15 protein-coding genes and 1 tRNA gene are annotated in these 12,424 nt (G+C 66.4%); 13 read left to right on the plus strand and 3 right to left on the minus strand.

What is annotated here, in order from left to right; genetic code table 11:
- Positions 1–247: 247 nt before the first annotated feature.
- From thrS to AC06FD_RS02810, 9 genes are all read left to right on the plus strand, one after another.
- Complete coding sequence (gene thrS / locus AC06FD_RS02770; RefSeq protein ID WP_259205415.1) at positions 248–2,152, plus strand: threonine--tRNA ligase; 1,905 nt, start codon at positions 248–250, stop codon at positions 2,150–2,152.
- Between the two features lie 48 nt (positions 2,153–2,200).
- On the plus strand, positions 2,201–2,740 hold the full coding sequence (gene infC / locus AC06FD_RS02775; RefSeq protein WP_172407481.1) for a translation initiation factor IF-3: 540 nt from the start codon (positions 2,201–2,203) through the stop codon (positions 2,738–2,740).
- A gap of 441 nt (positions 2,741–3,181) precedes the next feature.
- Positions 3,182–3,379, plus strand: a complete 198-nt coding sequence (gene rpmI / locus AC06FD_RS02780) for a 50S ribosomal protein L35 (protein ID WP_017355265.1) — start codon at positions 3,182–3,184, stop codon at positions 3,377–3,379.
- Between the two features lie 10 nt (positions 3,380–3,389).
- Positions 3,390–3,749: a 50S ribosomal protein L20 gene (gene rplT, locus AC06FD_RS02785; protein ID WP_017355264.1), complete on the plus strand. Its 360-nt coding sequence runs from the start codon at positions 3,390–3,392 to the stop codon at positions 3,747–3,749.
- A 195-nt stretch (positions 3,750–3,944) separates the two neighbouring features.
- Positions 3,945–4,940 carry a phenylalanine--tRNA ligase subunit alpha gene (gene pheS, locus AC06FD_RS02790; RefSeq protein ID WP_259205411.1) on the plus strand — a complete coding sequence of 332 codons (996 nt, stop codon included), beginning with the start codon at positions 3,945–3,947 and terminating at the stop codon, positions 4,938–4,940.
- A gap of 93 nt (positions 4,941–5,033) precedes the next feature.
- Positions 5,034–7,415, plus strand: a complete 2,382-nt coding sequence (gene pheT / locus AC06FD_RS02795; protein WP_478076925.1) for a phenylalanine--tRNA ligase subunit beta — start codon at positions 5,034–5,036, stop codon at positions 7,413–7,415.
- Positions 7,416–7,441: 26 nt separating this feature from the next.
- Entirely contained in the window at positions 7,442–7,741 is a 300-nt protein-coding gene (locus tag AC06FD_RS02800) for an integration host factor subunit alpha (RefSeq protein ID WP_005410432.1), read from the plus strand.
- The gene (locus tag AC06FD_RS02805; protein ID WP_068853353.1) at positions 7,722–8,078 is read left to right on the plus strand and encodes a MerR family transcriptional regulator; all 357 of its coding nucleotides are present in this window, start codon (positions 7,722–7,724) and stop codon (positions 8,076–8,078) included. Before AC06FD_RS02800 ends, AC06FD_RS02805 begins: the two co-directional genes overlap by 20 nt.
- 67 nt (positions 8,079–8,145) lie before the next feature.
- Positions 8,146–8,222, plus strand: a tRNA-Pro gene (locus AC06FD_RS02810).
- Between the two features lie 104 nt (positions 8,223–8,326).
- Here the strand turns inward: AC06FD_RS02810 and AC06FD_RS02815 are convergent.
- Positions 8,327–8,911, minus strand: coding sequence for a TetR/AcrR family transcriptional regulator (locus AC06FD_RS02815; RefSeq protein ID WP_478076926.1), 585 nt, complete (start codon positions 8,909–8,911; stop codon positions 8,327–8,329).
- Positions 8,911–9,255, minus strand: coding sequence for a DMT family transporter (locus AC06FD_RS02820; protein WP_345780464.1), 345 nt, complete (start codon positions 9,253–9,255; stop codon positions 8,911–8,913). Before AC06FD_RS02820 ends, AC06FD_RS02815 begins: the two co-directional genes overlap by 1 nt.
- A 185-nt stretch (positions 9,256–9,440) precedes the next feature.
- Here AC06FD_RS02820 and AC06FD_RS02825 point away from each other — a divergent pair, with 185 nt between their 5' ends.
- Both AC06FD_RS02825 and panB read left to right on the plus strand, forming a co-directional pair.
- Positions 9,441–9,752: a hypothetical protein gene (locus AC06FD_RS02825; RefSeq protein WP_394162398.1), complete on the plus strand. Its 312-nt coding sequence runs from the start codon at positions 9,441–9,443 to the stop codon at positions 9,750–9,752.
- A 106-nt stretch (positions 9,753–9,858) separates the two neighbouring features.
- Positions 9,859–10,710, plus strand: coding sequence for a 3-methyl-2-oxobutanoate hydroxymethyltransferase (panB, locus tag AC06FD_RS02830; RefSeq protein WP_259205155.1), 852 nt, complete (start codon positions 9,859–9,861; stop codon positions 10,708–10,710).
- A gap of 337 nt (positions 10,711–11,047) precedes the next feature.
- On the opposite strand, the gene AC06FD_RS02835 is transcribed toward panB, so the two are convergent.
- Positions 11,048–11,521 carry a hypothetical protein gene (locus AC06FD_RS02835; RefSeq protein WP_478076927.1) on the minus strand — a complete coding sequence of 158 codons (474 nt, stop codon included), beginning with the start codon at positions 11,519–11,521 and terminating at the stop codon, positions 11,048–11,050.
- 124 nt (positions 11,522–11,645) lie between these two features.
- Between AC06FD_RS02835 and AC06FD_RS02840 the strand changes: the two genes are divergently transcribed.
- Positions 11,646–12,101 (plus strand): GNAT family N-acetyltransferase, encoded by a 456-nt coding sequence (locus AC06FD_RS02840; RefSeq protein ID WP_478076928.1) that lies wholly within the window; start codon positions 11,646–11,648, stop codon positions 12,099–12,101.
- Positions 12,102–12,209: 108 nt separating this feature from the next.
- Positions 12,210–12,383 (plus strand): DUF1328 domain-containing protein, encoded by a 174-nt coding sequence (locus AC06FD_RS02845; protein ID WP_259205127.1) that lies wholly within the window; start codon positions 12,210–12,212, stop codon positions 12,381–12,383.
- The last annotated feature ends 41 nt before the right edge of the window (positions 12,384–12,424 follow it).

Consider the following 12,424-nt stretch of genomic DNA (forward strand, 5'->3'; position numbering starts at 1 on the left):
AGCAAAAAAACCGGGCTTGGTTTAAGATCGACGGCAACACCCTTCAGGCAACAAGGTGGCCCGCGCCCAGCGCCGGTCCAGCGTGCGACATGAGCACTACCATCGCCCACCGCTGAACGCTCCCGACGGCCCCTTGCAGGCGCCTTCGTGGCGCTTTTTTTATGGCCGGCCCGCCTGTCGCCATTGCCCACCTTCCCGCATTCGTCTCCCCGGCCTGCGCTGCAGGCCCACCAGAAAAAGCCCAGTCATGATCGCGATCACGCTCCCCGACGGCAGCCGCCGTGAATTCGAACACCCCGTCAGTGTCATGGACGTCGCCCAGTCGATCGGCGCCGGCCTGGCCAAGGCCACCATCGCCGGTTCGGTGGATGGCGTGCTGGTCGATGCCAGTGACGTGATCGACCGCGATGCCCGCCTGCGCATCATCACTGCCAAGGACGAGGAGGGCGTGGAGATCATCCGCCACTCCAGCGCCCACCTGGTCGGCCATGCGGTCAAGCAGCTGTACCCGGACGTCAAGATGGTGATCGGCCCGGTCATCGCCGAAGGCTTCTACTACGACATCTACTCCGAGCGTCCGTTCACGCCCGAGGACATGGCCGCCATCGAGAAGCGCATGGGCGAGCTGATCGCGCAGGACTACGACGTCATCAAGAAGGTCACCCCGCGCGCGGAGGTCATCGAGATCTTCAAGGCGCGTGGCGAAGACTACAAGCTGCGCCTGATCGAGGACATGTCCCCGGACATCCAGGCCATGGGCATGTATTACCACCAGGAATACGTGGACATGTGCCGCGGCCCGCACGTGCCCAACACGCGCTTCCTGAAGGCCTTCAAGCTGACCCGCATTTCCGGCGCGTACTGGCGCGGCGATGCCAAGAACGAGCAGCTGCAGCGCATCTACGGCACCGCCTGGGCCGACAAGAAGCAGCTCGAGGCCTACATCAAGCGCATCGAAGAAGCCGAAATGCGCGACCACCGCCGCATCGGCAAGCAGCAGGAGCTGTTCCACCTGCAGGAAGAGGCCCCGGGCCTGGTGTTCTGGCACCCGAAGGGCTGGGCGCTGTGGCAGGTGGTCGAGCAGCACATGCGCCGCGTCTACCGTGACAGCGGTTACGGCGAGGTGCGCTGCCCGCAGATCCTGGACGTGTCGCTGTGGCAGAAGTCCGGCCACTGGGACAACTACCAGGAAAACATGTTCTTCACCGAGTCGGAGAAGCGCACCTACGCGGTCAAGCCGATGAACTGCCCGGGCCACATCCAGGTGTTCAACCAGGGCCTGCACAGCTACCGCGACCTGCCGATCCGCTATGGCGAATTCGGTTCGTGCCACCGCAACGAGCCGTCCGGCGCGCTGCACGGCATCCTGCGCGTGCGCGGCTTCACCCAGGACGACGGCCACGTGTTCTGCACCGAGTCGCAGATCGAGGCCGAAGTGACCGCCTTCCACCAGCAGGCGCTGGCGGTCTACACGACCTTCGGCTTCGAGGACATCCAGATCAAGATCGCGCTGCGCCCGGAAAAGCGCCTCGGCGATGACGCCACCTGGGACAAGGCCGAGGGCGCGCTGCGCTCGGCGCTGGGCAGCTGTGGCGTGGAATGGCAGGAGCTGCCGGGCGAGGGCGCCTTCTATGGCCCGAAGATCGAGTACCACCTCAAGGACGCCATCGGCCGTACCTGGCAGCTGGGCACGATGCAGGTCGACTTCATGATGCCCGGCCGCCTCGGCGCCGAGTACGTGGACGAAAACAGCCAGAAGAAGCACCCGGTCATGCTGCACCGGGCCATCGTCGGCTCGATGGAGCGTTTCATCGGCATCCTCATCGAGCACCACGCCGGGTCCTTCCCGTCCTGGCTGGCTCCGACCCAGGTGGTGGTGGCCAATATCACCGATGCGCAGGCTGAATACGTGAACGAAGTCCGGAAAACCCTTGCAGATCAAGGCTTCCGGGTAAATGCCGATTTGCGCAACGAGAAGATCGGATATAAGATTCGCGAGCATACGCTGCAGCGGGTCCCGTACCTGCTGGTGGTCGGCGACCGTGAGAAAGAAAATGGCGCCGTGGCCGTGCGTACGCGCTCGGGCGAAGATCTGGGCAGCATGTCCGTCCAGGCCTTCATCGAGCGGTTGCAGGCAGAACAGTCCGTGTAAGAAAGTCCCGGCCCTGCGGATGATCCGCTCTGGGCCGGTTTGATTCCTCTGGGAGATTGCAATATCAGTACCCCTGACAACAAACAGAACCGCAAGAATCAGGAAATCCGGGTGCCGCGCGTCCGCGTGATCGGCAGTGACGGAGAAATGATTGGCGTGTTGACGCGTGACGAAGCGCTGTCGATGGCCGAAGACGAAGGTCTGGACCTGGTCGAGATTCAGCCGCAGGCTGATCCGCCGGTGTGCAAGATCATGGACTTCGGCAAGTTCAAGTTCGAAGCGCAGAAGAAGGCCAACGAGGCCAAGAAGAAGACCAAGCAGGTCGAGATCAAGGAAGTGAAGTTCCGCCCGGTCACCGATGAAGGCGACTACCAGATCAAGCTGCGCAAGATGCGCGGTTTCCTGGAAGAGGGCGACAAGATCAAGGTCAACATCCGCTTCCGTGGCCGTGAAATGAGCCATCAGGAACTGGGTCGCGAGATGGCCAACCGGATCGAGGGTGATCTGGGCGAGGACATCGTGATCGAGTCCCGTCCGCGCCTCGAAGGCCGGCAGATGGTGATGATGATCGCGCCGAAGAAGAAGTAACCGACCCTCGGCCCCGGCCCGAACGGGCGGGGCGGGCGCAGCGCCGGGCCATGCCCGGCTGCCGGCGCCGCCGGCGTCGTGTGCTTCAGATTCGCGTCACAAGGCAGGGGCGCCTTTTCAGGCGCCTGCTGCCGTTTGCCGTGGTCGCACTCCCCCTGCGGCCTGTACGGTCGGCGTTCCACGCCTGCCGGCGCCGGCAAACCGCCGCCCAATCAAGCGTTTGCAACTGCCCGGCTTCACGGGCATAATGGGCGGCCCCGTTTTGCGGGGGTGCTGTTTTGAACGGTTTCCCGCCCCATAAAGGCACGCTGTTTCAATGGCAACAGGACCGGCCTGGTTCCCATCGGGGATCCCGGGCTTACAAGCAGGCAAGGGCACGGACGGAAAGTGTGGCAATGCCACCGCCCTGGTCAGTGACAAAACATCATCAAGGACATTGCAATGCCCAAGATCAAGACCAACCGGGCGGCGGCCAAGCGTTTCCGCAAGACCGCCTCCGGCAAGTTCAAGGCTGGCCATGCCAACCGTAGCCACATCCTCACGAAGAAGTCGACCAAGCGGAAGCGCAATCTGCGTCAGACGAACCATGTTCGTGCAGAAGACGCAGGCCGTTTGAACCGTATGCTTCCCTACCTCTGAGGACTGACCCATGGCACGAGTAAAGCGTGGCGTACAGGCGCGTCGCCGCCACAAGAAAATCCTGACCCTGGCGAAGGGTTATTACAACGCTCGCCGCAAGGTCTTCCGCGTTGCCAAGCAGGCCGTGATCAAGGCGCAGCAGTACGCCTACATCGGTCGTAAGCAGAAGAAGCGCAATTTCCGTTCGCTGTGGATCACCCGCATCAACGCGGCTGCCCGCATCAACGGCCTGAGCTACAGCCGTTTCATGAACGGCCTGCTCAAGTCCGGCATCACCCTGGACCGCAAGGTTCTGGCTGACATCGCCGTGCACGACGCAGCTGGTTTTGCTGCACTGGCCGAGAAGGCCAAGGGCGCACTGGCGGCATAAGTCCATTCCCCTGCCGTTGCCGTTCACGCGCAACGGCTGTGGGTAAGGCAAATGCATGGGGAAGGGCGCAAGTCCTTCCCCATTCTTTTTTGTGTTGGCGGTGGCCCTCCCGGTGCCATCGATCGACAGCGGTGGCGACGGGGGTCGGCCCGACGCGCATCGCGATGGCATACCGACGCGAGGCTCCGGCTATCCATGAGTGACATCCAATCCCTGACCACCCAGGCACTGGCCGACGTGGCCGCCGCCAGCAGCCCCGACGCGCTGGAAGCCCTGCGCGTGGCCCTGTTGGGCAAGAACGGCAGCATCACCGCCCAGCTCAAGCAGCTCGGCGCATTGCCGGCCGATGAGCGCAAGGCCGCCGGCGAAGCCATCAACCGCTCGCGCGACGCGCTGACCACCGCGCTGGCCGACCGCAAGGCCGTGCTGGACGACGCTGCGCTGGACGCACGCCTGGCCGCCGAAGCGATCGACATCACCCTGCCGGGGCGTCGCGCCGATCGCGCTGGCCTGCACCCGGTCACCCGTACCCTGGAGCGCATCACCGAGATCTTCGGGCGGCTCGGTTACGAGCTCTCCGAAGGCCCGGAAATCGAAGATGACTGGCACAACTTCGAAGCGCTGAACTTCCCGCCGCACCACCCGGCGCGCGCGATGCACGACACCTTCTATTTCGGCGATGGCCGCCTGCTGCGCACGCATACCTCCGGGGTGCAGGTGCGCTACATGGGCGAGCACGCCCCGCCGCTGCGCATGATCGCCGCCGGCAAGGTCTACCGCAGCGACAGCGACCAGACCCATTCGCCGATGTTCCACCAGGTCGAAGGCCTGCTGGTGGATGAGCATTCGACCTTCGCCGACCTCAAGGGCACGCTGTCCGAGTTCGTGCGCGCGTTCTTCGAGCGCGATTTCGAGATGCGCTTCCGTCCCAGCTACTTCCCCTTCGTCGAGCCTGGCGCGGAAGTGGACATCGCCTGGCAGCAGCCCGACGGCAGCACCCGCTGGCTGGAAGTGCTCGGCTGCGGCATGGTCCATCCCAACGTGCTGCGCAACGTGGGCATCGATCCGGAGCGTTACACCGGCTTCGCCTTCGGCCTGGGCGTGGAGCGCTTCGCGATGCTGCGTTACGGGGTCAACGACCTGCGCGCGTTCTTCGAGAACGACGTGCGGTTCCTGAAGCAGTTCGCGTAAGCACGTCGGCGAAGGGCCGGGCCATGCCCGGCTGGATCGGATCCAAGACCATCACGGCCCAGGCGCATGCGCCGGGCCCACCAGGGTGACACCATGAAATTCTCTGAAAACTGGCTGCGCAGCCACGTTCCCGCATCGGCCTCGCGCGAAGAGCTCAGCGCCGTGCTGACCGCCATCGGCCTGGAAGTGGAAGAGGTCACCGCGCTCGGCGCGGGCCTGGACCACGTCGTGGTCGCGCGCATCGTCTCGGCCGAACGTCATCCCGAAGCCGATCGCCTTCAGATCTGCCAGGTCGACGCGGGGCAGGGCGAGCACCTGCAGATCGTCTGCGGCGCGCCGAACGCACGCCCGGGCCTGCTTGCGCCGCTGGCCATGGTGGGCGCGCAGATCGGCACGCTGGCGATCAAGCCGGCCAAGCTGCGCGGCGTGGAGTCCAACGGCATGCTGTGCTCGGCCAAGGAACTGGGCCTGGACAGCGATGCCTCGGGCCTGTTCGAGCTGCCGGCCGATGCGCCGGTCGGCCAGTCGCTGGTCGAGTACCTCGGCCTGCCCGACGCCAGCATCGAGATCAAGCTGACCCCCAACCGTGCCGATTGCTTCAGCATCCGCGGCATCGCCTTCGACGTGGCCGCCGCGTGCGCCAGTGAAGTGGTGCCGTTCACCGCCGCGCCGGTCCCGGCGGTGGGGACGCGCGAACTGACCGTTGCACTGGGCGCAGGCGCCGAGGCGCCGCGTTACGTCGGTCGCGTCATCGAGGGCATCAACGCGCGCGCGGCCACTCCGCTGTGGATGGCCGAGCGCCTGCGTCGCAGTGGCGTGCGCCCGGTGTCGCTGCTGGTGGATATCACCCAGTACGTGATGCTGGAGCTGGGCCAGCCGATGCACGCCTTCGACCTGGGCACCCTGCAGGGCAGCATCGGCGTGCGCCGTTCGCGTGCCGGTGAAGCGCTGAAACTGCTGGACGGCCGCGATGCCGCGCTGGACGACAGCTTCCTGGTCATCACCGACGCCGATCGCCCGATCGCGCTGGCTGGCCTGATGGGCGGCTTCGACACCCGCGTCACCGATGACACCACCGCCGTGTTCCTGGAGGCGGCGCATTTCGCGCCCGCCGCGATCATGGGCCGTGGCCGCAAGCTGGGCCTGCATACCGATGCCGGCCACCGCTTCGAGCGCGGCGTCGACCCGGCGCTGCCGCGTACCGCCATCGAGTACGCCACCCGCCTGGTCCTGGACCTGGCCGGCGGCACCCCGGGCCCGGTCACCGAAGCGCTGCGTGCGGACGACCTGCCGGCGACCGCCACGATCGCTCTGCGCCGTGCGCGCATCGCCCGCGTGCTCGGCATCCAGATCGCCGATGCCGAGGTCGAGCGCATCCTGCGCGCGCTGGGCATGGACGTGGCGGCGGCCGCCGACGGCTGGCAGGTGACCGCGCCGAGCCGCCGGTTCGACATCGCGATCGAAGAAGACCTGATCGAGGAACTGGCCCGCATCCACGGCTACGAGCAGATCCCGACCACGCTGCCGGGCGGCGCATCGCGCATCGCCATGCCCAGCGAGACCCGCCTGGACGACCTCAGCGTCCGCCGCCAGCTGGTCGCGCGGGACCTGCAGGAGACCATCAACTACGCCTTCGTCGACGCCGGCCTGCTGGGCCACTGGCAGTTGCAGGGCGACGTGGTGGCGCTGGCCAACCCGCTGTCGGCCGAACTGGCGGTGATGCGCCCGTCGCTGCTGCCGGGGCTGGTGGCCACGCTGGGCCGCAACGCGGCGCGCCAGCTGGGCCGGGTGCGCCTGTTCGAACTGGGCCGCAGCTTCCACCCGCAGGCCGGCGACGGCCAGCCGGCGCCGCTGGAAACCCAGCGCGTGGCCGCCGCCGTGTGCGGCGATGCAGATCCGCAGCAATGGGGCCTGGCCACCCGCAAAGTCGACTTCCATGACCTCAAGGGCGACCTGGAATCGCTGGCCGCCGCCTCCGGCGCGGTGCTGACCTTCCAGCCCTCGCAGCGCCCGTATGGCCACCCGGCGCGTTCGGCCGATGTGCTCCGCGATGGCGTGGTGCTGGGCTGGATCGGCCAGGTGCACCCGCGCCTGGCCAAGGCCATGGACATCGACGTGGACGTGTTCGCCTTCGAGATGGACCTGGCCCTGCTGGCCGCGCGCCAGCTGCCGCGTGCCAGCGAGCTGTCGCGCTTCCCCTCCGTGCGGCGCGACCTGGCCTTCCTGGTGCCCGAGGCCGTCGCCTGGGCCGACCTGGAGGCCACCCTGCGCCGTGCCGTCGGCCCGTTGCTGCGCCAGGTCACCCTGTTCGACCGCTACGTCGGCCAGGGGGTCGAGCCGGGCTTCAAGAGTCTCGCTATGGGCTTGATTTTGCAGGACAAGTCGCGCACTCTGACGGACCGCGACGTGGATTCGGTAGTGGCCGAGGCGGTCTCTGCCATGGAGCGCGAACACCACGCCCGGATCCGCGGTTGAGCGGGCAGCATGGGGGATAGCAGGCAATGGCATTGACCAAGGCTGAGATGGCCGAAAAGCTGTTCGACGAAGTGGGTCTGAACAAGCGCGAGGCCAAGGAATTTGTCGACGCGTTCTTCGATGTGTTGCGAGAGGCATTGGAACAGGGACGTCAGGTGAAGCTGTCCGGCTTCGGCAATTTCGACCTGCGGCGCAAGAACCAGCGCCCGGGCCGCAACCCGAAGACCGGTGAGGAAATTCCGATTTCCGCCCGCACGGTGGTCACCTTCCGTCCGGGCCAGAAGCTCAAGGAAAGGGTAGAGGCATATGCTGGATCCGGGCAGTAACCGCGAACTTCCGCCGATACCGGCCAAGCGCTACTTCACCATTGGTGAAGTCAGCGAGCTGTGCGACGTCAAGCCGCACGTGCTGCGCTACTGGGAGACCGAATTTCCCAGCCTCGAACCGGCCAAGCGCCGCGGCAACCGACGTTACTACCAGCGCCACGACGTGCTGATGGTGCGCCAGATCCGCGGCCTGCTCTACGAGCAGGGCTACACCATCGGCGGCGCGCGCCTGCGCCTGGAAGGTGCCGGCGCCCGCGACGAATCGGCGCTGAGCAACCAGATCATCAAGCAGACGCGGATGGAGCTGGAAGAAGTGCTTCAATTGCTGCGTCGCTGAACAAATACGCGGATAAAACCGTTATACTCGTCGGCCCGCTGAGAGGCGGGGACATTGCCAGCATCATCGGGGCGTAGCGCAGCCTGGTAGCGCATCTGCCTGGGGGGCAGAGGGTCGTCGGTTCAAATCCGGCCGTCCCGACCAATGTTGGTAAACGATCAAGGGCTTGCACAGCGATGTGCGGGCCCTTTTTCATTGCGTGCGGGAAACACCGCGCGCCGGCACCGCCGCGCGCGCTGGCGCTGCCGTCAACCGCGCGCCACGCCCGCGCCGGCATCCTCGCAGGTGAAGCGCAACACGGCGTCCAGCAGTGCCTCCAGGCCGTCGGTGTCATACGCACCGAAGCCACTGCCCAGCATCTGCAGCCAATAGCCGTCGGCGGCCAGCCGCGCGACCCGCAGCCTGGGGTCGGTGCGCTCGGCGGGGAGCGCGTCCAGGCGGGCGCCGAGCCACTGCCGCCACTGTTCGGCGAACGCCGGTTCCACCAGCGCGGTGAGGGAGAACCTCGCCCAGCTGCGATCGTCCATCTGCATCGCCGCGAACGTGGCCCGCACATACGCGCGCGTGAAGCGCCCGTGGGGCGTCGGGTCGTCGGCGAGCAGCGCGTCTATCGCCACGCCGAACTGCGCCAGGCACTCGGCATACGCGGCCTCGAGAAGCGCCTGGCGGTTGGGGAAATGATGGAACAGCGCGCCCTTGCTGACGCCCGCGCGTGCGGCCACGGCGAGCACGGTGACGCTGCCCAGGCCGGCGTGCACGGCCTCCTGCACGGCCGCATCCAGCAGCGCGGCACGCACGATCTCCGGCTGCCGGCGGCGTGTGCTGGCGCCCATCAGTGCGCCGCCGCCTTAGAGAAGGCGTTGATCATGACCACGCCCGCGACGATCAACGCCACGCCCGTGACGGCCTGCCAGTCCAGCGACTGCTTGAACACGGTCACGCCGATCACCAGGGTGAGCACGATGCCCACGCCGCCCCAGATCGCATAGGCGATGCCCAGCGGCAGCGTCTTCAAGGCATGGCTGAGCAGGTAGAAGGACACCAGGTAGCACAGGGCCATGCCGAGCGTAGGACCGAGCTTGCTGAACTGCTCGGTCTTCTGCAGCAGCAGGGTGCCGGTGACCTCGGCCACGATGGCGCCGGACAGGAACAGGTACGCAGTGATGAGGGGGGACATGATGTCATCCATTGTTAGATACCGACCGGGCGGTATGTTACTTGCCTGCGCGATGAATGGCGGATGACCGCGCATTCACGCGCGCCGCTTTCGGGACGGGCGTTGCGGGTCGTCGGCGCGTCGGCGAGCGCGGCTTCCAGGTGGCGGGCCCGTTGCGAGGGACGACGTAGCGGCTACCATGCCGCATGACTACTTCTCCGGCGGATCCAAACGCACCGCGCCTGCTTGGTTTCGACGTGCCCGACCTGCACAGCCGCGTCGACCACGCCGAGGACGAGGCCATCGTGGCCATGCTCGATGTCGAACCCTCGAGCGCGTGGCTGCAGGTCTTCCATGCCCATGTCGATGCCCTGAAGGGCGAACTCGGCCTGGCCGGGGTGGCCATGGATGGCCGCAGCATCCGCTTCTTCGGCTCCATCGCCGACAGTCGGCGCCTGGCCAATGAGATTACCGGGCTGATCAAGGACGTCGCGCAGGCGCTGTCCAGCCAACGCTGACCCTCCGCACGGCGGACCCGCCACGCGATCGCGCGGCGTGGCGCATGCCGTGCGGTTTCCCGTAGCGCAGCCGACCGACGGTCGGCGTTACATTCAAGGTATTGCCATGAACGAACAACCCCCGCCGTACGCCACTCCCAAGAGCCCATTGGCGCAGGCCAAGCGCGTGCGCATTCCGCACCTGCAGCAGATGAAGGAACGCGGCGAGAAGTGGGCGATGCTGACCGCCTACGACATGTACACCGCGGCGATCTTCGAGGATGCGGGCATCCCGGTGCTGCTGATCGGCGATTCGGCGTCCAACAACGTGCTCGGCAACGACAGCCTGCTGCCGATCACCGTCGATGAGCTGATGCCGCTGGTGCGCGCGGTGAGCCGGTGCACGCGCCGGCCGCTGGTGATTGCCGATCTGCCGTTTGGCTCTTACCAGGCCTCGCCGGAGCAGTGCTTCCACACCGCGGTGCGCTTCATGAAGGAAGGTGGCGCGCATGCGGTGAAGCTGGAAGGCGGGATCGAGATGGTGCCGCAGGTGCGCAAGCTGGTCAGCTCCGGCATCCCGGTGATGGCGCACATCGGCTTCACCCCGCAATCGGAGCACCAGTTGGGCGGCTTCCGCGTGCAGGGCCGTGGCGATAGTGGTCCGGTGCTGGTGGAAGCGGCGCGTGCATTGGAAGCGGCCGGTGCGTTCGCGGTGTTGATCGAGATGGTGCCGGCCGACGTGGCCGCGCAGATTACCGCCGCGGTGTCGGTGCCGACGGTAGGCATCGGCGCGGGCAGCGACTGCGATGCGCAGGTGCTGGTGTGGCAGGACATGGCCGGGCTGCGAACCGGCGCATTGCCGCGTTTCGTCAAGCAATACGCAGACATGCACGGGCTGCTGCAGAAGGCCGCGCGCGAGTTTGCCGCCGAGGTGGAGGCGGGTGTGTTCCCCGGGCCGGAACACGCGTTCCAGTCGTAACCGGCAGGGGCGGAATGCAGCGCGTCGGGTGGCCGTCCTAGCCGATGGCGCGCAGCACTTCTTCGATCAGAACCACGTAGCAGGCCACGAAGTAGAACTTCAGCAAGGCCGGATGTTGCTTGGTGATAAGCGCGCGCATGGGCGTGAGCAGGAAGGAGTGGACGCCTCGATTGTGACGGAGGCGTGAATTTGTGGCAATGATCACAAATTAAACGCGCTTAGCGAGATGATGAACGTTCATGAGGCCATCTCGAACCAGCGCCAAGTGATTGATATTAAAGGGTTCAATCGGAGTTCAATCGCTCCCGGACGGCCCGTCTAGCCGTCCGGAATGCCTTCAGCGTGTCCCTGCCGCGCCGCGCAGCAGCCGGCGCAGGAGCGCCGCGGCCAGGGTGAGCGGCAGGATGATCGGCCACTGCAGGAGGAACAAGCCGGTGGTGACCTCCCATGTTGTCCAGGTAGTGCCGAATACCTGCGCATCCGGCGGTCCGAGGCGGATCACCGCCAGCGTGGCCAGCACGAATGCCAGGTCCTGCCAGACGCGTGGCCGGCGCGGGCGGGCCAGCCGGTCAACCAGGACCAGCGCGGGCAGGACCACCAGGCTGGCCAGCAACGCATGGATCAGCACATCGCCACGTGCGTAGCCGTAGGGAATCGAGGGCCATGTCCAGCCGAGCCGGTCGCTCACAAGGGCGGCGGTCAGCACGCATGCGAAGGTGACCGACGTGGCGGACAGCACGGCAAGATCGATGGCGGCCTGCCACAGCGTGCGTGCGAGCGTCGGTGGTGATGCAGCGGGCAGGGTCGTCATGCGGGCGTGGGCGGTGCGGGCGGCAATCTCAACAGATTTCGCCGTCGCTGTCGCGCCCGGTTTCCCGCGTGGCGTGCGCAACGTCTAGAGTGATCCAACCGACCACGCCATGACGGAGAACAGGATGATCAGGACGTTGCTCGATGCCGACCTGGACGCTGCAAGCGCGGTGTGCATGCGTGCCTTCCTGATGGCCGTGGCGCCGTCGCTGGCAGCGCACGGCGTGGCGACGTTCCGCATGATCGCCGCGCCGGATGGCTTTGCACAGCGCCGTGACCAGGACAACCTGCAACTGGTGTACGACGCGTCGGGACAGTTGCAAGGCGTCGGCGAACTGAAACAGCGCCGCCACGTGGCGATGCTGTTCGTCGACCCGGCATGCCAGCGCCAGGGCGTAGGCGAGGCGTTGTTGGCCGCGCTGGTCGCGCAGGCACGCACCGAGGTGCTCACCGTCAGCGCCTCGTTGCCGTCGGTGGGTTTCTACGCACGCCATGGTTTCCAGTGCGCCGGCGACGTGGCCGAGTCGGCGGGGCTGGTGTACCAGCCGATGCAACGCACGCTGGTCGCAGGGAGCGGCTAAGTCGCACGCTGCTTCACGCCCTTCGTGCGCGCTGTTCACGAGGGCGGGACGGGCGCGCGACTATCGTGACTGCCTGTCAGTCATCCCGTTTCGGGAAAAAGGATCAGCATGATCAAGTGGGCCATCATCTTCGCCATCATCGGCCTCATCGCCGGCGCGCTCGGCTTCGGCGGCCTCGCCGGTGCATCCATCGGCGTGGCCAAGTTCCTGTTCTGGGCCGGCATCATCATCGCCGTGGTGCTGTTCCTGCTGGGCATGACCATCGCCAAGAAGGTCACCTGAGCAAGAAAGTCACCTGAGCCTGGCCAATGCCCGGCGGCAAA

It is taken from the genome of Stenotrophomonas sp. Steno-Z1, from assembly GCF_056393175.1.

Bases quoted from the DNA above. Each gene is read 5' to 3' on its own strand.
- thrS (WP_259205415.1), top strand. From the start codon at position 248: ATGATCGCGATCACGCTCCCCGACGGCAGCCGCCGTGAATTCGAACAC.
- rpmI (WP_017355265.1), top strand. From the start codon at position 3,182: ATGCCCAAGATCAAGACCAACCGGGCGGCGGCCAAGCGTTTCCGCAAG.
- rplT (WP_017355264.1), top strand. From the start codon at position 3,390: ATGGCACGAGTAAAGCGTGGCGTACAGGCGCGTCGCCGCCACAAGAAA.
- pheS (WP_259205411.1), top strand. From the start codon at position 3,945: ATGAGTGACATCCAATCCCTGACCACCCAGGCACTGGCCGACGTGGCC.
- pheT (WP_478076925.1), top strand. From the start codon at position 5,034: ATGAAATTCTCTGAAAACTGGCTGCGCAGCCACGTTCCCGCATCGGCC.
- AC06FD_RS02800 (WP_005410432.1), top strand. From the start codon at position 7,442: ATGGCATTGACCAAGGCTGAGATGGCCGAAAAGCTGTTCGACGAAGTG.
- AC06FD_RS02805 (WP_068853353.1), top strand. From the start codon at position 7,722: ATGCTGGATCCGGGCAGTAACCGCGAACTTCCGCCGATACCGGCCAAG.
- AC06FD_RS02815 (WP_478076926.1), bottom strand. From the start codon at position 8,911: ATGGGCGCCAGCACACGCCGCCGGCAGCCGGAGATCGTGCGTGCCGCG.
- AC06FD_RS02820 (WP_345780464.1), bottom strand. From the start codon at position 9,255: ATGTCCCCCCTCATCACTGCGTACCTGTTCCTGTCCGGCGCCATCGTG.
- AC06FD_RS02825 (WP_394162398.1), top strand. From the start codon at position 9,441: ATGACTACTTCTCCGGCGGATCCAAACGCACCGCGCCTGCTTGGTTTC.
- panB (WP_259205155.1), top strand. From the start codon at position 9,859: ATGAACGAACAACCCCCGCCGTACGCCACTCCCAAGAGCCCATTGGCG.
- AC06FD_RS02835 (WP_478076927.1), bottom strand. From the start codon at position 11,521: ATGACGACCCTGCCCGCTGCATCACCACCGACGCTCGCACGCACGCTG.
- AC06FD_RS02840 (WP_478076928.1), top strand. From the start codon at position 11,646: ATGATCAGGACGTTGCTCGATGCCGACCTGGACGCTGCAAGCGCGGTG.
- AC06FD_RS02845 (WP_259205127.1), top strand. From the start codon at position 12,210: ATGATCAAGTGGGCCATCATCTTCGCCATCATCGGCCTCATCGCCGGC.